The organism is Bradyrhizobium sp. AUGA SZCCT0169 (assembly GCF_018130085.1).
Lineage (GTDB): Bacteria > Pseudomonadota > Alphaproteobacteria > Rhizobiales > Xanthobacteraceae > Bradyrhizobium.
On the sequence record NZ_JAFCMC010000002.1, the window covers coordinates 266,829 to 285,746 of the forward strand.

At 62.8% G+C, this 18,918-nt stretch carries 13 protein-coding genes; 7 read left to right on the forward strand and 6 right to left on the reverse strand.

The window, feature by feature from the left end; genetic code table 11:
• Positions 1 to 13 precede the first annotated feature (13 nt).
• Entirely contained in the window at positions 14 to 988 is a 975-nt protein-coding gene (locus JQ609_RS03245) for a DUF2336 domain-containing protein (RefSeq protein WP_212271988.1), read from the reverse strand.
• A gap of 242 nt (positions 989 to 1,230) precedes the next feature.
• Here JQ609_RS03245 and JQ609_RS34885 point away from each other — a divergent pair, with 242 nt between their 5' ends.
• Positions 1,231 to 1,422, forward strand: coding sequence for a hypothetical protein (locus JQ609_RS34885; protein WP_249119637.1), 192 nt, complete (start codon positions 1,231 to 1,233; stop codon positions 1,420 to 1,422).
• Positions 1,423 to 1,437: 15 nt separating this feature from the next.
• The gene (locus tag JQ609_RS03250; RefSeq protein WP_212271989.1) at positions 1,438 to 2,211 is read left to right on the forward strand and encodes a hypothetical protein; all 774 of its coding nucleotides are present in this window, start codon (positions 1,438 to 1,440) and stop codon (positions 2,209 to 2,211) included.
• 41 nt (positions 2,212 to 2,252) lie between these two features.
• On the opposite strand, the gene JQ609_RS03255 is transcribed toward JQ609_RS03250, so the two are convergent.
• Genes JQ609_RS03255 through JQ609_RS03265 form a run of 3 tightly spaced genes read right to left on the reverse strand, consistent with a single transcriptional unit; the run spans position 2,253 to position 5,761 of the window.
• Entirely contained in the window at positions 2,253 to 2,873 is a 621-nt protein-coding gene (locus tag JQ609_RS03255; RefSeq protein WP_212205409.1) for a DUF1254 domain-containing protein, read from the reverse strand.
• On the reverse strand, positions 2,870 to 3,448 hold the full coding sequence (locus JQ609_RS03260) for a DUF1214 domain-containing protein (protein WP_212205411.1): 579 nt from the start codon (positions 3,446 to 3,448) through the stop codon (positions 2,870 to 2,872). Before JQ609_RS03260 ends, JQ609_RS03255 begins: the two co-directional genes overlap by 4 nt.
• A gap of 27 nt (positions 3,449 to 3,475) precedes the next feature.
• Positions 3,476 to 5,761, reverse strand: a complete 2,286-nt coding sequence (locus JQ609_RS03265; protein ID WP_212271990.1) for a transglycosylase domain-containing protein — start codon at positions 5,759 to 5,761, stop codon at positions 3,476 to 3,478.
• A gap of 306 nt (positions 5,762 to 6,067) precedes the next feature.
• Between JQ609_RS03265 and JQ609_RS03270 the strand changes: the two genes are divergently transcribed.
• The 5 genes from JQ609_RS03270 to JQ609_RS03290 all read left to right on the forward strand — a co-directional run bounded on the left by JQ609_RS03270 (position 6,068) and on the right by JQ609_RS03290 (position 13,170).
• Positions 6,068 to 6,586, forward strand: a complete 519-nt coding sequence (locus tag JQ609_RS03270; protein ID WP_212205416.1) for a YcgN family cysteine cluster protein — start codon at positions 6,068 to 6,070, stop codon at positions 6,584 to 6,586.
• Between the two features lie 104 nt (positions 6,587 to 6,690).
• On the forward strand, positions 6,691 to 7,824 hold the full coding sequence (locus JQ609_RS03275) for a patatin-like phospholipase family protein (RefSeq protein ID WP_212205418.1): 1,134 nt from the start codon (positions 6,691 to 6,693) through the stop codon (positions 7,822 to 7,824).
• A 12-nt stretch (positions 7,825 to 7,836) separates the two neighbouring features.
• Positions 7,837 to 9,816 (forward strand): S8 family peptidase, encoded by a 1,980-nt coding sequence (locus JQ609_RS03280; protein WP_249127576.1) that lies wholly within the window; start codon positions 7,837 to 7,839, stop codon positions 9,814 to 9,816.
• Between the two features lie 10 nt (positions 9,817 to 9,826).
• The gene (locus tag JQ609_RS03285) at positions 9,827 to 11,131 is read left to right on the forward strand and encodes an MBL fold metallo-hydrolase (protein ID WP_212271991.1); all 1,305 of its coding nucleotides are present in this window, start codon (positions 9,827 to 9,829) and stop codon (positions 11,129 to 11,131) included.
• A gap of 455 nt (positions 11,132 to 11,586) precedes the next feature.
• Positions 11,587 to 13,170, forward strand: a complete 1,584-nt coding sequence (locus JQ609_RS03290; RefSeq protein WP_212271992.1) for an MDR family MFS transporter — start codon at positions 11,587 to 11,589, stop codon at positions 13,168 to 13,170.
• A gap of 68 nt (positions 13,171 to 13,238) precedes the next feature.
• On the opposite strand, the gene JQ609_RS03295 is transcribed toward JQ609_RS03290, so the two are convergent.
• Both JQ609_RS03295 and JQ609_RS03300 read right to left on the reverse strand, forming a co-directional pair.
• Positions 13,239 to 13,628, reverse strand: a complete 390-nt coding sequence (locus JQ609_RS03295) for a response regulator (RefSeq protein ID WP_212205435.1) — start codon at positions 13,626 to 13,628, stop codon at positions 13,239 to 13,241.
• Positions 13,625 to 18,841: a GAF domain-containing protein gene (locus JQ609_RS03300; protein WP_212271993.1), complete on the reverse strand. Its 5,217-nt coding sequence runs from the start codon at positions 18,839 to 18,841 to the stop codon at positions 13,625 to 13,627. Before JQ609_RS03300 ends, JQ609_RS03295 begins: the two co-directional genes overlap by 4 nt.
• Between the last annotated feature and the right edge of the window lie 77 nt (positions 18,842 to 18,918).

Here is an 18,918-nt window from a genome sequence, read left to right on the forward strand (position 1 = left end):
GTTAGGCCCTCGTCTAGCGCTTCGTCCCGTCGGTGCCGGTGCGCACGATTGGCGCGCTTCCGGGCTGTACGGCCGGCCGCGTCTGGGATGGCGCGGAGCGGGCGCGGTTGCGCTCGTCGTCGTAGAGCGCGGCGCGATATTTGGCGCGCGTGACCGCCATGGTCGAGCCGCGCCACGCCGCCAGCATGACCAGCGCGGAGCGTTCGGTCAGCCGGTCGTAGAGCCGCGACAGCCGGTAGACATGGTGCACGGAGACGCCGGATTCGGGATTGAGGAACATCAATATCCGCTGGAACGCCGCGCTCGGCATGTCGAGCGCACGGGCCGCGCAGGCGAGCGGCTCGCCGCCGGGGTCATTCACCACCTGGGTGGCGATCCGCGCCGGCAGGATCAGCGCCTCGCCGATCTCCAGCGCGAAACTGTCGGCGTCCTCGGCAAACGCGGCCATCTCCAGCGTCTCGATCGCACGCTTGGCGCGCGCCGCCGGAATTCGCGCAGAGGCCTTCAGCGGCGTGTCGTTGAGATTGTGCAGGATCTGCGTCCGTTCGCTGGCATTGGCCGCGAAGAACATGTCGCTGATTTCGGCGGCATCGTTGGGCCGCATCGCCAGGCTGGAGGCCATCCGCAGTTCCGCTTCGGTCGGCACCCGGGGGGCCGCTTCAGGCGGGGTGGGCGCAATCGAAGGCGCGAGCGGCACCGTCTGGCCGGGATGGGCGCGCCGCAATCCGAGCTTGTTCATGATCTCGAGGGGGGTCGCCGGATAGATAGCAAGCCGGGCCCGCACGGCCGCGCGGGTGGCGTCGTCGACCTGGTCGATCAGCCTTGAAGTTAACTCGACGAACTGCCGTTCCTCGTCGGCGGAATGCGCGCTGGCCTGGACATAAAGGTCGGTCAGCACGCGCAGCAAGGTGGGGCGGATGTCGACGCCCTCGCGGCGCGAGAGCGACATCAGCCCGTCGAAGCCCGGAAATAATGGTGCTGCGGTCATGTCAGGTAAACGCGACTTGGAGATCCCCTTGGGTGAGCCTACTTGGGGCGCTTTAAGAGTTGGTTAAGGAAAACAACCCCTGAAAAAATGCCGGACTTTTGCGGGTGTTGCGTAAACCACAGCGGCCGATCCGGCGGCTCGCCCCCAAGCGGTAATTAAGATGCCGTTAACCACGTTCTGTTCTGAATGATCGCATGTCGCCGGCCAAATCATGTCCGTGCGGCAACGAGAGAGAACGGAACATGGGCACCATCATTGAATTTCCGGCGGATGCAGCTTCGCGGCGGCCCGCCCCGGATGGCGCTTCGGGCGAGGGCATGGGGACCGTACTGATCCTTCCGGTTATCCGGATCGAGCGTCCAACCGACGAGAGCGGCGGACGCGGACCGGAAGAAGGTACAGCTCCCAGCCGCCGTCGCCGTCGGCGCCCCTGACAACGGACATTTGAAATGCCGGAGCTGCGCCATCCGATCCGGACCGCCGGGCTTCGGTCACTCCCGGCTCTTATACTCATCCTGATGGGTTCGGCTCTCGGCGGCTGCAGCGGCGGCGATTTCGGCCGCACCCGCGCCGATTTCCGCAACGACGATATGCATCGCTGGCTGGGCGCCGAGGCCACCGGCAGCGTCGGGCTCAAGCCGTCGCATTTCCAGCTCACCGAAAACGAGCGCCAGCTCCGCGATCTCGCCTATCCCCTGATCGAGCCGCCGCTTTCGCGGCCCGCCTGGAAGAGCGTGTTCGGCGACTACCAGCCGTTGCCTTCGCCATGGCGGCAGAAGGTGGTGTTCGATCGCACCACCTATGGACGCGCCCTGATCGACGAGCCGCACCGCTCGCATACCTCGCGCTATCAGCAATTGATCGAGGACGTGCGCAACGACATCACGCGGTTCGAGCCGTTCTTTGCGTCCGCCATCCGCGTGATTGAACTCGACCGCAAGCGCAGCGCCAGCCTGAAGATGGTCTCGGAGCTGTCGCCGGGCGAACGGGCCGACGCGGTCGCCCGCATGGAAGAGAACACGCTGATCGTGCAATGGGTGCAGCAATGCCTGGAGCGCAGGATCTCGTCCTATCGCTGGGCGCTGGAGCGGCTGGTGATCCATGCGCCTGATGGCATCGCTGCCGATGCCGACCGCCTGATCGGCGAACTCGCTGCCCAAACCGCCAATCCGCCTATTGTCACCAACCCCGTGATCGGGCGTGCCGTCACGGTGAAGGGCTGATGCCTCACACTTGAGCTTGCCGTCCCGCGTGGTCGCGGTGGCTATCGCTTGCCCTTCGGCGCGGGCGCGGGCGCCGGTGCGGGTGGCGGCGGTTCTGGCTGCTTGGGCGGCGGGATTTCGGTCTGCAGCGTGCAGCGCGAGGCCGCCAGCGAAGCCTGGGCCTGCGGCATCAGGCCGGGCTCCGGCGCCAACGCCTTCAGCACGATCAATCCGGTGATGGTCGGGGAGTCGATGATCAGCCGGTCGGCGGCGGTGACTTCCTCATCCTCCGGCAACTGGCCGTGTTGCTCCTCGGTCATCAGGTCGAGTTCGATCACCTTGCGGCCGGCGGAGCGGTCGTTGATGGCGTAGTAAGCAACCTCGTTGCGGGTGTAGAACGACACCGACGTATAGGCCTGGCTGACCGGGACCGTGAGCTTGAGCGGGCCAGTCGACAAATCGTAGCGGCAGATCGCGACCGCGAACGCCGGGTCCATGAACGGCATCGGCGCGTTGTTGGGATCGGCGAGCGCGAGCGGCGTCACGGCGTTGGTCCTGGTCATCGGCGTCAGCCGCGAATAGGCGTCCTGGGTTGCGATGCGCGGCAGCGCCAGCACGCTGACGAGGTGCACCACGCCGCCGAGCAGCACGCCTGCGATGATCGTGAACAACAGCCGGATCATGGGCAGCCCACCGTGGTGATGGAGGGCATCGGCGCGTCGCGCTGCGTGCGCGTCGCGACCCCGACCGGCGTATCGTACAACCGCAGCATCAGCGCGTAACGCTCGATCCCGCCGGTCGGCAGCCAGTTTCCGGCGCGCGAGCGCGAGGCGATGCGGATCTCGAACGCGCCGTCGGAGCCGCGGATGATTTCCTGGCTGGTGAAGCCGTAGCGCTGCAACGAATTCGCCACCAGATGTCCCTTGCGGTCGAACAGCGTCAGCGTCCAGAACCGTGCCGCCGGCGTCACGCCGCTGACCACCACGTCGCAGCGTCCGTCGAGCGGTTTCTTCTTGTCGTCTGTGGTGGCCGAGAAGGCGATGCCGTCGCCGGTGCCGATCGGCAATTCACCGCTGCGTGCAATCGAGGCGCGCGAATAGGGATCGACTTCGGCGGTGCCGCTCTTGGGCCGCGCCGTCCATGAGCCGATCGTGAGCGTGCCCAGATCAGTGCCGCGCGTCGCCGTCAAATAGGTCGAGCCCAGACCGACGACGGTGGCGAGCGCCAACGCGAGCAACGTGATGAAGATCAGCCGCACAGGCCAGTGCTCCGCAAAATCACCGCACTAGTTCTTCCGCTGCGCCGGCGGAGCCTGGTCGCCGGCGGCTGCGACGTAATTGTCGGGGAAGGCCAGCGCGCTCGACGATGTCGTCTTGCCCGGCTTGGCCGGTTCGCTGGCCGACGTCTTGCCCGCGGTCTTGCCGGCTTCGTCGAGCAGCTTCTCGACGCGCACCAGGATGTCGGCGCCGCGCTTGGTGAGCACCGGCGGCGGGCCCGGTTTGGTATCGAGGATCTTCGGCGCGCCATTGGCGGCGACGTTGGCGGGCTGCGCGGCCTGCGGCAGTTTCGTGCCCATGCCGATGCCCGGCACTTCCTTGATCTCGACGCCCTGGTGAGCGACCACCATGACCTCGCGCCAGGTCTGCGCCGGCAGCGAACCGCCGGTCATGCGGTTGGTCGGGGAGTAGTCGTCATTGCCGTACCAGACCGCGCAGGTGAAGTTTCCGGTGAAGCCGACAAACCAGGCGTCGCGATAGGCGTTGGTGGTGCCGGTCTTGCCGGCGGTCGGAATGCCGTCGATGATCGCGCGGCGTGCGGTGCCTTCGCTCACGACGTGGCTCATCATTTCCGACATCTCGGCGGCGACGTTGACGGGAATGGCTTGCAGCTGCTTCTTGCCGTCGCGATCGAAGCGCCAGACCAGATCGCCGGCGCCGGTGCGCACTTCCAGCACCGCATGCGGGATCGGCGCCTTGCCCTTGTTCGGGAAGGTCGCATAGGCCACCGCATGTTCGAGCACGTTGACCTCGTCGGAGCCGATCGGCATCGACGGCGTATCGGGCAGGGGCGCCTTGATGCCGAACCTGCGCGCCACTTCGGTGATCTTGACGCGGCCGGCCTTGGCCGGATTGGGCGACTTGCCGCCGAGCGCGATCGAGAGCTTCACCGGTATGACGTTGATCGAACGCGTGATTGCCTGCGTCAGCGTCATCGGTCCGGTATAGGAGTGGCTGTAGTTCTGCGGACACCAGTTGCCGATGCAGACCGGGCCGTCGACCACGATCGAGGACGGCTTGTAGCCGTTCATCAGCGCGGTGGCGTAAACGTAGGGTTTGAACGACGAACCGGGTTGGCGCATCGCGTCGGTCGCGCGGTTGAACTGGCTCGCGCCATAGTCGCGTCCGCCGACCATGGCGCGCACGCCGCCATCGAGGTCGGCGACGGCAAGGGCCGCCTGGGTCGCATGATAGTCGCGGCCGAACTGGCGGAGCTGGTTCTCGACGGTTGCTTCCGCGGCGCGCTGAACGGTCATGTCGATCGCGGTGCGGACCACGAAGACGCGCTCGGTGTAGGATTTCGGGAACGTGTCGACCAGCTTGCGCATCTCCTCGAACGCCCAGTCGAGATAGTAGTTCGGCGAATTCTCGTCGCGGCGGTCGACGGCGACAGCCGGATTACGCCGCGCGCCGAACACCTGACCTTCGGTCATGAAGCCGGCATCGACCAGGTTGTCCAGCACCACGTTGGCGCGGGCGCGGGCGGCGGGCAGGTTGATGTGCGGCGCGTATTTGGTCGGCGCCTTGAACAGGCCGGCCAGCATCGCGGATTCGGCAAGCGTGACGTCGCGCGCCGACTTGTTGAAATAGAAATGCGCCGCACCGTCGACGCCGAAGGTGCCGCCGCCCATATAGGCGCGGTCGAGATAGAGTTTCAGGATCTCGTTCTTGGTGAGCCGCGTCTCCAGCCATATCGCAAGGAAGGCTTCCTTCACCTTGCGTTCGATGGTGCGCTCGTTGTTCAGGAACAGGTTCTTCGCCAGCTGCTGGGAGATCGACGAACCACCCTGGCGCACGCCGCCGGCCTGCGCGTTGGTGACGAGGGCGCGCGCGGTGCCGGCGATGTCGATGCCGAAATGGTCGTAGAAGCGGCGGTCTTCGGTGGCGAGTGTCGCCTTGATCAGATTGTCCGGAAAGTCCTCCAGCGGGATCGAGTCGTTGTGCTTGATGCCGCGGTTGCCGATCGGATTGCCGTAGCGGTCGAGGAACGACACCGCGAGGTCGGATTTTTTCAGCCAGTCGTCGTCGGCGGTTTCGCGAAACGCGGGAACCGCGAGCGCCAGCATCAGGATCAGGCCGCCGAGACCGATGGTGGCGGCTTCTGAAGCCGGCTCGATGAACACCCAGCGCTTCCAGCCGCCGACATAGAAGCGGTCCATGAAGGTCGAAAAGCGCTCATAGAGTTCGCGCGCGCCCTTGCCGGACGAGAACAACGTCGAGTCGATGCGCGCGTCGAGGTCCAGCATGACGTGCTGGATCTTTGTCTTCCATCGCGCTGGAATGAACTGGCGCACCGGGGCCCTTGGTCGGTTCGTAGGCGCTCTGCGCACGCTTGGCGCTATCGAGACGTCTTGCTTCGATGTTGCGGCAAACCCAAGGCGCTTTTGCGGCTCGCCAGGCGGCCTTCAAGCACGTTGGGGACTCGCGATTGTTCTATCCGAGCGGGGGCCATAAACCAATGGTCTGGCTCACCATTTTGATGGTCAGGACTAACGCTGCCCCCGGCTTTTTATACCGGCTGGAGCGGTCTCACTTGCAAGGCTGCCACCGCACCTCCTAGAAGGGCGCAAGACCGATCCGATCCGGAAAACCCTGAATTTATGACCGCACCGCCCAAGCCCGTTTCCGGCCAGGAGGGATTCTTCTGGAAAACCAAGACGTTGGAAGAGATGTCCAGCGCCGAATGGGAAAGCCTGTGCGACGGCTGCGCGCGCTGCTGCCTGGAAAAGCTCGAAGACGAGGATACCGGCAAGATCTATTTCACCCACGTCTCCTGCAAGCTGCTCGACTCGGGCTCCTGCGCCTGCAAGGACTACCCGAATCGCTCCGCCCAGGTTCCCGACTGCGTCCGGCTGACCCCGGAAAACGTCCGCACCCTGAACTGGCTGCCGCCGAGCTGCGGCTACAAGCTGGTCGCCGAGGGCCGTGACCTCTACTGGTGGCACCCGCTGCTATCAGGTGATCCCAATACCGTGCATGAGGCCGGCGTTTCCGTGCGCGGGCGGGTGCAGGGAACGGAGAACGAGATTGCCGATGAGGATCTCGAAGATCACATCGTGCAATGGCCGGCGCTGTTGCCGAAGCGGGCGCGGCTCAAAAAACGCCCCGTCACCAAATGACGCACGCGCTGGGGCTTCACAACCCAAGGTCGAAGCGCTAGCATGCGAAGATAGTTTTTCTCTGGATTGCATTTTTAAGTAGTTTAGCGCCTGGAAGTGACCGCATGCCTGATGCGCCGGTCGTCGCTATACCAACGGATCCCGAGGTTGCGCAGCTTGAGCCGACCATGGCGCTTTGCCTGTCAGGCGGCGGCTATCGTGCGATGGTATTTCACATCGGCGTGCTCTGGCGTCTTTATGAAACGGGGTTGTTGCGCGATATCAAACGAATATCGAGCGTCTCGGGTGGCTCGATCACGGCCGGCGTTCTGGCGCTGAAATGGCGTGAGCTCAGTTTCAAGCCGAACTCGGTCAAGACCGATTTCATTCCCAAATTCGTTGCACCGCTGCGCGCCTTCGCCGGTGTAACGATCGATGCGGAATCGGTCATTCTGGGTGCGTTGCTGCCGGGCAGCATCGGCGACCGCATCGCGCGCGCGTATGACGAGCATTTGTTCCACGGCAAAACCCTGCAGGACATGCCGGACGAGCCGCGCTTCGTGATCAATGCGACCAACGTGCAATCCGGCGTGCTCTGGCGCTTCATGAAGCCTTACATGCGGGACTATCGCGTCGGAAAGGTTTCGAAGCCGAAGGTCCCGCTGGCGCACGCGGTGGCGGCGTCCTCGGCATTTCCGCCGGTGCTTTCGCCGTTCGAATTGCGCCTCAAAGAGAGTGATTTCGACAAGAAGAGCGGGCTGGACCTGCAGCGGCCGCCGTTCACGACGCGCGTCGTTCTCAGCGATGGCGGCGTCTACGACAATCTTGGACTGGAGACTGCATGGAAGCGGCATCAGACCGTGTTCGTCAGCGACGCCGGCGGCAAAATCGAAGCCGAAGAAGAACCCGAGACCGACTGGCCGCGGCATTCCTATCGTGTGCTGAATCTGATCGATAGCCAGGTACGCTCCTTGCGCAAGCGCCAGGTGATCGAGTCCTACAAATCGGGTGAACGGAACGGTGCCTATTGGGGCATTCGCACCAACATCGCGGACTACAAACTGGCCGACGCTCTGCCGTGTCCTCACGAGCGTACACTGCAGCTTGCGGAAATACCGACGCGCCTGAAGCGGATGGACGACGAGACGCAGGAGCGCCTGATCAACTGGGGTTATGCCGTGTGCGATGCTGCGATACGCAAGCATGTCGCGGCCAAGCAGCCAAAAGCCGAGTTTCCTTACCCGCAATCGCCGATCTAATGCGAGGCACCGATGGCGAAGAAGCAGACGGCAAGCAATCGAGGCTCGGCACGGAAAGCAATGCCCGAGCAGTTCTCGATTCCTGCCGAACTGGTCGAACACATCCTGCTCGGGCCCACCGATGATCGTCGCGTATTGCAGGACTCACCGTTGTTGGGGGACGTGTGGGCCGCATATGCGCTTGATCCGGGCGTCGTTCAAGATGTCCTCATCACTCCGCACAAGAACACAACGGCCGCCGTGGTGGCCGAGAAAATCCCGCCTGGCCTGAAGCTGCGCGAAAAGGAACGCCAGGCGGAAAAACCGGCACCCTCCGATCGCAAGAAGGAGAGGACCAAGATCGCCTATCTGCAGGGCATCGTGGGCGCCAGATTGTACTTCGACGAGGTGCTGCGAATCCTCGTGCCTTTGACGCAATGGTGGAGTCAACCAAAACTCCAGGAACGCATCTTAAAAATCGACCAGGTCGAGCTGAAGAGGCTGCTTGAGCGCGGCCTCGCTAACTCGGGGGCCATCAATCAGAACGATCCCGAGAACTTCACGTCGCTTGAAAGATATATCGCGCTGGCCGGATTGATTTACTGGGTGGGCAAGCTAGAGCGCCCGAAAATCTCGCGCGCGTCCTCCACGCCGGTCGAGCGGTTGCCGCCGCTCAAGTTCGAGGATGCGTTCAAAAAATATCAACCGTACATTCCTGAAATCATCGCCGGAATGTTCGCGCTCTACGAGATTATTCAAGCAAACCCCGATGCACTGGAATCGACGAAACACGATGAAGCCGAAGAAGCCAGGAGCAAGGGTTACATTTTCCAGGTTTCGCTGAACCGCCCAGCCACGGCGGCGCTTGATCGATCCGTCCCCGCCGTAAAGGCCGATGCTGCAAATACGTTGTTCAAGGTGGATTGCAAGAACATCGTTTGGGCAGTGCTGGATTCCGGCATCGACGCTCAGCACGAAGCTTTCATGGACAACGGCAAATCGCGCATCCGCAAAACGTTCGACTTTACCAGGATCCGCGAGATCGTAAGCGATGACGAGGGTGATGTTGCGGGACCGGAACTCGCGAAGCTCGCGGCTGCCGCCGGCCTCAAGCCGCAAGACGCAAAAAAATATCTGAAGGAAATCGCCGCAGATGCCAGAGAAAAGCGTCCGATCAATTGGGCCACCATCGAGAAATTGATCACGCTGAAAGCGCCGCCACCGCCGCCGAGCCCGCACGGTACCCATGTCGCAGGCATCATCGGCGCCAACGGAAAAAGCAGTGGTCATCCCGACGGCATGTGCCCGGACATCCGGATCTACGATTTCCGTGTGCTCGGCAAGACGCTTGATGATACCGAGTTCGCGATTATTGCGGCTCTGCAATACATTCGCTACGTCAACGAGCGGCATACCTATACGATCATTCACGGCGCCAATCTCAGCCTTTCCATTCCGCACAACGTTCGCAATTTCGCCTGCGGGCACACGCCGGTCTGCAACGAATGTGAGCGGTTGGTGGAGAGCGGGGTGGTGGTGGTCGCTGCAGCGGGCAACCGCGGCTATCAGAAATTCGAACTGACGGACGGCGGCGTGTTCGAAAGCTATGCCGCATTCAGTATCACGGATCCTGGGAACGGAGACAGCGTCATCACGGTGGGATCGACGCATGGAAACTGGCCCCACACCTATGGTGTGAGTTTTTTCTCCAGTCGTGGTCCAACCGGCGACGGCCGCCTCAAGCCGGATCTCGTTGCCCCGGGCGAACGTGTGCAGTCAGCCATTACCGGCGACAACAGCCACAGCGAATGGGGCCCGGATTCGGGTACCAGCATGGCGGCGCCGCATGTTAGCGGGGCGGCCGCGATGCTGCTGGCGCGCTACGAAGAGCTGATCGGACAGCCGCGCCGGGTCAAACGCATTTTGTGCGAAAGCGCGACCGATCTCGGCCGCGAACGAAGTTTTCAGGGGCACGGCATGCTCGACGTCCTGCGAGCCTTTCAGTCCATTTAAGGAGGCATGAATGTTTTTCACGCTGGATGTATTGCGCGCGCGCAAAGGCGATTGCCTGATGCTTCATTATGGCCCGGAGGACGATCCGCGTCTGATCCTGATCGATGGTGGCCCGTCCAACGTCTACAAGCCGCACCTCAAGCCGCGGATCGAACAGGTCCACGAGGCGCGCGGGCTCGACGAGAAGGACCCTCTGCCGGTTGATGTGGTGATGGTGAGCCATGTCGACGACGATCACATCAAGGGAATTCTCGATCTGACCAAGGAGCAACGCGGCAAAAACCCGCCCTTGCGACTGGAGGTAACCAGTCTCTGGCATAACAGTTTCGACGATCTGTTGAATACGAAACCCGGTGAACTGATGGTCGAGACCGCCTCGCTGGGAGGCGGAGCGGCCGGCGGGGGCGGGACTTTCGATTCCGGGACGGTGCTGGCGAGTATCGGGAAATCAGCCTTGGCCGATGACGTCGAGGACGAAGAAAAAATGCATGCGTACGAGGTGCTCTCCAGCATTCCGCAGGGCCGGACGCTGCGCGACGACGCCAAGGCGCTCGGCTGGAAACTGAATCACAAGTTCAAGGGTAAGCTGATCCTTGCAAGCAAGGCCTCGAAGCCCGTCACGCTCGATGGCCTGAAGGTGACGGTGGTTGGGCCGCTGCAGCCGGAATTGCTGGCACTGCAGAAAGAGCACGACAAATGGCTGAAGGCTCAGAAAAAGAAGAAATCATCGGAAGCAGCACTGGCGGCTTTCTCGGATGAATCGATCTCGAATCTGTCCAGCATCGTCGTGCTCGTCGAACTGAAGGGCAAGAGCATCCTGCTGACCGGAGACGCCCGCGGCGACAAGACTCTGGACGGGCTGAAGCTGACCGGTATTCTCGGCAAGAGCGGCAAACGGCACGTGAACATCCTGAAGGTTCCGCACCACGGCAGCGACAACAACATGGAAACGAGCTTTTTCAAGAAGGTGACCGCCGATCACTATGTCTTTTCCGGCGACGGCGAGCATGGCAACCCGGAACGCAATACGCTGCAAATGCTGCTGGACGCGCGCGGCGCCGACACGGACTATACGATTCATCTGACCTATCCCATCGAAGAGATCGACAAGGGGCGCAAGGCCGACTGGAACAAGGAACAGGCCAAGGAAAAGAAGCGAAAGAAGAAAAACCCCAAGGTCGAGGTCAGGGAAAACTGGTCCCCTGCCAAGCACGGCCTGGCTTCCTTCTTCGCGAAGAATCCAAAACTAAAGGTCGAGATCGTCGATGAAAAGAAGCCGCATTTGATCGATTTGCTTGAGCCGTTGACGCTTTAGGCCAGGATTGGAAATCTATCGCGGGCCTTTCGGTTCTGATGCAATCAGAACCGGCGCCTTGTTGATCAAAATCTCGTCCATCGCGCCGCTCCTGCAATGAGAGATGCCGCATATCGCCGGGCTTTTTCGAACGGGTAACCCCGCACGCGATCCCGCCTGAAGGGGATCAGCCCGATAGCCGCCGTTGCGGTAGTAAATGTTACACGCAACAACTACAGCGTCGAGTCTTGCGCCCGTTGCGAGACCGCGCCGGATATGATGGGCAGGCGCAAAAAGCGGCCGAAATCGTAGCGTTTTGCGCCATCCGCCGATCACGTGATAGCGAAGCTGCGCTCGCGGGATGCTCCCATGCGCGCAGGTGCCTGCCGCGAGGGAAGTTTGCGCTCTAAAGTGCAGCTGATATAGCGATTCCATCTCGGCGGCTTTGAGCCGCGAAGAAAAATATTACGTCTCAAATGAACAAGTTCGAACGGCAGCGCGGTCAACCTGCCGACCATGATACGTTAACCGACGAAATTTCGGCTGAAATCTCGCACATCACGACCGAGGTCATCGATGTCAGCGATGCGCCGCCGATTGCGCCGCGCGCGCCGCTGACCCAGGACGAGGTCCGCACCATCCTGATCAGCCTGATGCTGACGATGTTTCTGGCCGCGCTCGACCAGACCATCGTCGCAACGGCGTTGCCGACCATTGGCCGCCAGTTCGGCGACGTTTCCAATCTCTCCTGGGTAATCACGGCCTACCTCCTGGCATCGACCGCGGTGGCGCCGGTGTTCGGCACGCTGAGCGACATCTACGGCCGCCGCGTCATGATCATTGTCGCCCTCAGCCTGTTCATCGCTGGCTCGATCCTGTGCGCATTGGCGCCGAACATGCCGATACTGATCCTCGCGCGCGGCCTGCAGGGCCTCGGCGGCGGCGGCATCATGCCTGTCGTGCAGACGGTGATCTCCGACGTGGTGAGCCCACGCGAACGCGGCCAGTACCAGGCCTATTTCAGCGGTGTGTGGGTCGCCGCCGGGATCGGCGGGCCGGTCGTCGGCGGGGTGTTCGCGGAACATCTGCACTGGTCGATGATCTTCTGGATCAACGTGCCGCTCGCGCTCGGCGCGCTGGCGCTGCTGCTGCCGAAGATGGGCAAGATCCCGGTGTTCCACCGCCGGCGCAAGGTCGACTGGCTCGGCGGCGTCTTGCTCATGGCGGCTGCGGTCGTGTTCATGCTGGTGCTGACCTGGGGCGGCAACCGTTATCTGTGGCTGTCGCCGACCATCATCGCGATGATCGGAGCGTCAGCCGCGCTGGCGTTCAGCTTCGTCTGGCACGCGCGCAAGGCCGACGAGCCGTTCCTGCCGCTGCCGCTGATGGGCGGAACGGTGGTGCCCTATGCGATGGCCGCCGGCGGCTGTGCGCTCGGCGCCATCACCGGCCTGACCGTCAATCTGCCGCTCTATTACGAGGTGGTCTACCACCTCAGCGCCAGCGAGGCGGGCCTCGCGCTCATTCCGCTCGCCGCGATCTCGACCTGTGGCGCCGCCATCGCCGGACGCACCATGGCGCGCGCCAAACACTACAAGCGTGTCGCGATTATCGGAACGTCGATCGCCGCGATCTCCGGGTGCGCACTGGCGCTCACGACGCTGCCGCTTTGGGGATTGCTGGTGCTGCTGTCGATCTTCGCGCTCGGGCTCGGAACGACGTTTCCGGTCAGCGTGGTCTCGCTGCAGAATTCGGTGGCGCGGCCGCAGATCGGCACCGTCACCGGTGCGATGAATTTCTTCCGATCGCTGATGTCGTCGTTCACGGTCGCGGCCTTCACCGCGATCCTGCTGATGGTGCTGGGGGCGGACATTTCGCTGGTTGGCGAGCACCACGGTCCCCTGAATTCGATCCCCGTCGCCGACATGATCACGGCATTCCGCTACGTATTCGGCGCCGCGGCCGCGCTGATGGCCGGCGCCACGATTTGCATGATCCTGATGGAAGAGCGCCCGCTGGCTGGGCCGGGGACGCCGCCGCCGGCGGAGATGGCGGAGTAGGGCGTTCCAGATTCTTGTTTTGACGCGTTTTCTTCGCGCGAACCTGTGCCACTTCGCTCGAAAACGTTTTAGCCCGCCTGTGCCAGCCGCGTATCGATTTCGTCCCGGAGCAGGGCAAAGTCGATCGGCTTGGTGAGCAGACCTATCGCGCCGCCGGCGATCGCCTTGCGCCTGGTCTCCGCATCGCCATAGGCGGTGATCATGATGACGGGAACGTCGGGCCGGATCTCCTTGACCCTGGGCAGCATCTCGATCCCGGTCATCCCGGGCATGTTGATATCCGACAGGATCAGGATCAGCGAATGCTCGATGGTGGAACCGATGCGGGCGAGCGCATCGGCCGCGGAGCCGGCGAAATCCATCACAAAGCGTTGCGCGCGCAAATCCTTGCGGAATTGCTGGCGAAACAGCGCCTCGATGTCGGGCTCGTCATCGACCACAAGCACCAGAACACTCACGTCGAACCTCGGGTCTTGTTGAGAGGATTGCTGGTCCTCGGCAGAACAATGCGAAACTCGGTAAACTGACCGGGCTCGGTATCGACGTCGATGGTGCCACCATGCTGTTTCACGATGATGTCGTGGCTCATCGACAGGCCAAGCCCGGTGCCTTCGCCCGCGGGTTTTGTGGTGAAGAACGGGTTGAACATCTTGTCCTTTACCTCGGACGGGATGCCTATCCCGTTGTCGCGGATGCGAATCTCGACGGCGTCGCCGAGATCGCGGGTGGCGGCGATCAGCACGGGATCGAACCCGGGCTGGCCGGCCTCGATCCGGCGCCGGTTCACGGCATAGAAGCCGTTCGAGATCAGGTTCAGGAACACGCGGGTGATTTCCTGCGGAAATACCTCGACCATGCCGGCATTGGCGTCGAAGTCGCGCTGCAGTGTGACGTTGAAGTCGGCTCGTTCGGCGCGGGCGCCGTGATAGGCGAGGTTGAGGCTCTCGTCGATCAGCGCGTTGATGTCGGCGGGCCGGTGATCGCCACCTCCCTCGCGCGAATGCAACAGCATGTTCTTGACGATGGAATCGGCGCGCTTGCCGTGCTGGACCACCCTTTGCAGATTGTCCTTGAGCAGGCCGGTCAGTTCATCGACCTCTTCGCGGATCTTGTCGCTGATCTCGGCAGGCTTGAGCACGTCGTTCAGTTCGTCGGTCAGTTCCGCCGAAAGGGCGGCGAAGTTATTGACGAAGTTGAGCGGGTTCTTGATCTCATGCGCAATGCCCGCGGTGAGCTGGCCGAGCGAAGCCAGCTTTTCGGTCTGGATCAGCCGGTCCTGCGCGGTGCGTAGATCGTCGAGCGAAGCAGCCAGTTCCTTGGTGCGAGCCTGAACCTCGTCGAACAACCGCACGTTCTCGATCGCGATCACGGCCTGGTCGGCAAAAGTCTGCACCAGTTCGATCTGACGTGCGGTAAACGGCTTAACCTCCGATCGCGTCAGCGCGAACACTCCGATGGGCACGCCCTCTCTTAGCAAGGGAACGCAGAGGATGGTTCGATAGCCTCCCAGCCTTTGATATTGGCTGGCGCCATATTCGGGGTCGGCAAGCACGTCGGCAACGTGAAACGTTTTGCCTTCGAGCGCCACACGGGAAGTCACGGCGTAGCGCCCCGGCTTGAACGGATTGGCCTTTGCGAAAATTTCGAGCTCGGGCGGGTTGCCGAAATTGGCCGACCACCGATAGAGATCGCCGTCGCGCTTGAAGATGACGCCCTTGTCGGCGTCGCACAGACGTGCGGCAGATTCAACCAGCGTGTCGAGGACCGTCTGCAAATCGAACGCCGAGCGACTGATGACCTTGAGAACATCTGATGTCGCAGTCTGCTGTTGCAGGGCTTCCGAGAGATCGCGGGTGCGCTGCTGCACCTCTTCAAACAGCCGCACGTTGCCAATAGCGATCACGGCCTGATTGGCAAAGGTCTGCAGCAGCGCGATCTGCTTGTCGTTGAACGGCTGCACTTCGGTGCGCCGAAGCAGGATGGCGCCGATGCTTTCGTTCTCGCGCAGCATCGGCGCACACAAGATGCTGCGAATGCCCAGGCTTCGCGACAATTCCCGCGCTTCCGGAAATTCCGCGCCTTCCTCCGAAAATACGTCCTGCACATGTACCGGCATCCTGTCGACAACCGATCGTCCGGCGACATAGTCGCGGTTGATGGCGCGCTTCTCGCCGAAGACCACGGGTATCGGGCCATGATGCGCTTCGTAGCTAAGCTGATCGCCTTCCTTCAGGTAAACGATGGCATCATTGGCGTCGCAAAGCTCGCAGGCACTCTCCACGATGGCTGCAAGGACGGGAGCGACGTCGGTCGGCGAGGAGGCAATCACCCTCAGAATGTTGCCGCTTCCGGTCTGGTACGTCAGCGCTTCGGAGAGATCGCGGGTTTTGGCTTCCACCTCTTCGAACAGGCGGACGTTCTCGATCGCGATCACGGCCTGGTCGGCAAAGGTCCGAACCAACTCAATCTGCCGGTCGGTAAAGGGCTCCACCCGCTGCCGTCCCAGAATGATGCTGCCGACCACGACCCCCTCGCGCAGCAGAGGCACGCCGAGCATGCTGTGAATCTTTTGAAGCACCACCGTCTCGCGCATGGTGTATTCCGGGTCGGCAGCGATGTCGGCGATGTGGACGACCTGTCTGTCGATCGCGACCCGCCCCGCAACGCTCCCGCGCCCTGCGGGTAATGCGCGACCTCGCATGAACGCGTCATACTCCGGCGAGAAGGAAAAGGTTGCGGCCACCCGGAAAGTGTCGACGTCGCGATTGGCGATCAGCCCGGCATCGGCCTCGCACAGTCGGGTGGCGGATTCGGTAAGCGTATCCAGCACCGTCTGCAGATCGAAGGCCGAGCGGCTGATCACCTTGAGTACGTCGGCGGTCGCAGTCTGCTGCTGCAGGGATTCGCTCAAATCTTCCGTGCGCTGCTTGACCTCATTGAACAGGCGGACATTCTCGATCGCGATCACCGCCTGGTCGGCAAATGTCTTGAGAAGGTCGATCTGATTGTCGGCGAACCGTCCCGGTTCCGCGCGCGAAACGCCAATGGTGCCGATCGCAACGCCTTCGCGCAGCATCGGAACGGAGATGATGCTTCGGTAACCCCGGGCGCGCGCCGTTTCCTTGACGGCTTCGGACACATCCGGTTCGGTTTCGATATCGGAGCGGAACGCGATCCTCCCGGTCAGCGCCACCCGGCTGTGCATTCCGGAGGAAGCAAGCGGGGTCGGGAACGAACTCTGTATCGCCTCATCGCCGGCATGGCTTCCGGCGGTGTGGGCCGCCAGATCAAGCTGGTCGCCGACGACGCGGGTGACCAGCGCCGTCTGGCCGCCGAGCAGCCGCTTGGCACTTTCGGCGATGGCGTCGAACACCGGCTGTACGTCGGTCGGCGATCCGGCGATGACGTTGAGGATCTCCGCCGTCGCGGTCTGCCGCTCCAGCGCTTCCCGCGTCTCGTTGAACAGCCGCGCGTTCTGGATCGCGATGACAGCCTGGTCGGCGAAGCTGCGCAGCAGGCTGCATTCCTTTTCGCTGAACGGCTTCATCGAAGTGCGGCCTACGAAGATCGAGCCAATGGCACGGTCCTCCCACAGCATGGGCGCGAGCGCCATCGAATAGTTCGTGCCGATACGGCGAGCGATCTCGCGCAGCGGCGAAGGCACGTCGGGATCGTTGAATACGTCGGCGTAATGGATCAGGCGGCGCTCGCGGAAGGCTACCTCGCTCGCGGTACCCTCCAGCGGCACCGGGTACAGCGCGCGCACGCGCTCGGCGTTGACGCCGTGGGCCGCGCCGATATGGAGCAGTCCATCGTCGCCTGCGAGGTAGATGAACCGGTCATCGCCGCCAAACAGATGCGCGATGCTGCGCAAGATCTCGTCGAATACGGGCTGGGCATCGGCGACCGAGCTGCTGACGACCCGGAGGATGTCCGCAGACGCCTTTTGCTGTTCCAGCGCCTCCCGCGTCTCGTTGAACAGTCGCACATTTTCCATCGCGATCACCGACTGCGCGGCGAACATTTGCAGCAGCCGGACGTGCGGCTCGTCGAACGAGCCGGGTGCCCGGCGCGTGACCGTGATGATGCCGACGGCCTTGCCCTCGTTCATGAGCGGCGCGAACAGCATGCTGCGATAGCCCCGTGCACGCGCGATGTCGCGTGCGGCCGGCTCGAGTTCGGTATCGACGAGTTCCGCCGGCGCGCCGTCGCGGACCAGCTGGTAGGGCGGGAAGCTGCCAAGCGGCATCGGGAACGAGGATTGTAGCACCGCGTCGCCCGCGGGGTCTGTCGGAGTGAACGCGGACAGATGGATCTGGTCGTCGACGTAGCGAAACATCGCGGTGGAAAATCCGCCGATCAGCCGGTTCGCGCTGGTCACGACGGCCTCGAACACCGGCTGCACGTCCGACGGCGAGCCGGCGATCACCTTGAGGACATCAGCCGTCGCGGTCTGTCGCTCCAGTGCCTGCCTGGTTTCGTTGAACAGGCGTGCGTTCTCGATCGCGATCACCGCCTGGTCGGCGAATGTCTGCAGCAATTGCACGTGGTCGGCGGCAAAGGCGCCCGGCTCCGCGCGGGTCACGCTGATCATGCCGACCGGCACCCCCTGGTTCATCAGGGGTGTGAACAATACACTGCGGAAGCCGCGCAGCCGCGCCAGATCCCGGTTCAACTTCGGGACGTGCGCGGCTTCGCTGTCGGGAAACTGAACGGTCTCGCCATTGCGCACCAGCGCGAAGGTCGGGAATTCCGAGATCGATCTCGGAAAAGAGGCCTTCAGGCCTTCATCGGCGGCGGGGCTGGTCGGCGTGTACGCCACCAGATGCAGTTCGTCGCCGAGAAAGCGCAGCACCGTGGCGGAGAACCCGCCGAGCAATCGCTTGGCGCTGGCAGCGATGGCTTCGAACACCGGCTGCGCGTCGGAGGGAGAGGCGGCAATGACCTTGAGGATTTCGGCCGTGGCTGTCTGTCGCTCCAGCGCTTCCCTTGTCTCATTAAACAGCCGCGAATTCTCGATCGCGATGGCGGCCTGGTCGGCAAAACTTTGCTGAAGCGCGAGCTCATCCTCGGTGAACGGCGCAAGCTGATCGCGGTAAACGATCAGCGCGCCGATCGCTTTGCCCTCGCACCGCAACGGTGACCCGGACATCGAGCGCGTACCGGCCTCGCGAACATATGGCAATCCCGGCCAATCGGCGATTTCAGGGTCGACATTGTCGACATCGGGAACGTGAACCTGGCGGTTCTCGCCCACGATGGTTCCGGGCATATTGCGGCCGCCGATCTTGAGCTGCGTTTCCGGAACGCCGGCGCCGACGCGCTTCGAGCTTTCCCCGAATCGGATGATGTTGGCCCAGCCGTCGCCCTCGGCAATATGGATGGTGGCGCTGGGCGCATCGAACAGGCGGGCGCAGGTTTCGGCGATCTGGTGCAGCGCGTGTTCGGCATCGCCCGATACGCTGGCAATGGTTCGCAGGATATCGGCGCTGGCGTTCTGGCGCTCGCGGGCGATGCTCAGTTCATGGATCAGCCGGCCGTTTTCCGCGTCCGTCGCTGCCTGACGGGCGATATCAGCGTCGTGGGCGGCGAAGCTGGATTCGAGCCTCTGCTCGAGCTCGGCAACCAGTCTGTAGAGATCGGCCACGGCGTCCGGGGGGAGCGCGGTCATTCACTCAATCCATTTCACGGCAAGCCATTTCAGAGCAAGCCATTTCAGAGCAAGCCATTTCAGAGCAAGCCATTTCA

What these genes read in the sequence shown, in the direction of transcription:
- JQ609_RS03245 (WP_212271988.1), bottom strand. Translation starts at nt 988, where the DNA reads ATGACCGCAGCACCATTATTTCCGGGCTTCGACGGGCTGATGTCGCTC.
- JQ609_RS34885 (WP_249119637.1), top strand. Translation starts at nt 1,231, where the DNA reads ATGGGCACCATCATTGAATTTCCGGCGGATGCAGCTTCGCGGCGGCCC.
- JQ609_RS03250 (WP_212271989.1), top strand. Translation starts at nt 1,438, where the DNA reads ATGCCGGAGCTGCGCCATCCGATCCGGACCGCCGGGCTTCGGTCACTC.
- JQ609_RS03255 (WP_212205409.1), bottom strand. Translation starts at nt 2,873, where the DNA reads ATGATCCGGCTGTTGTTCACGATCATCGCAGGCGTGCTGCTCGGCGGC.
- JQ609_RS03270 (WP_212205416.1), top strand. Translation starts at nt 6,068, where the DNA reads ATGACCGCACCGCCCAAGCCCGTTTCCGGCCAGGAGGGATTCTTCTGG.
- JQ609_RS03275 (WP_212205418.1), top strand. Translation starts at nt 6,691, where the DNA reads ATGCCTGATGCGCCGGTCGTCGCTATACCAACGGATCCCGAGGTTGCG.
- JQ609_RS03280 (WP_249127576.1), top strand. Translation starts at nt 7,837, where the DNA reads ATGGCGAAGAAGCAGACGGCAAGCAATCGAGGCTCGGCACGGAAAGCA.
- JQ609_RS03285 (WP_212271991.1), top strand. Translation starts at nt 9,827, where the DNA reads ATGTTTTTCACGCTGGATGTATTGCGCGCGCGCAAAGGCGATTGCCTG.
- JQ609_RS03290 (WP_212271992.1), top strand. Translation starts at nt 11,587, where the DNA reads ATGAACAAGTTCGAACGGCAGCGCGGTCAACCTGCCGACCATGATACG.
- JQ609_RS03300 (WP_212271993.1), bottom strand. Translation starts at nt 18,841, where the DNA reads ATGACCGCGCTCCCCCCGGACGCCGTGGCCGATCTCTACAGACTGGTT.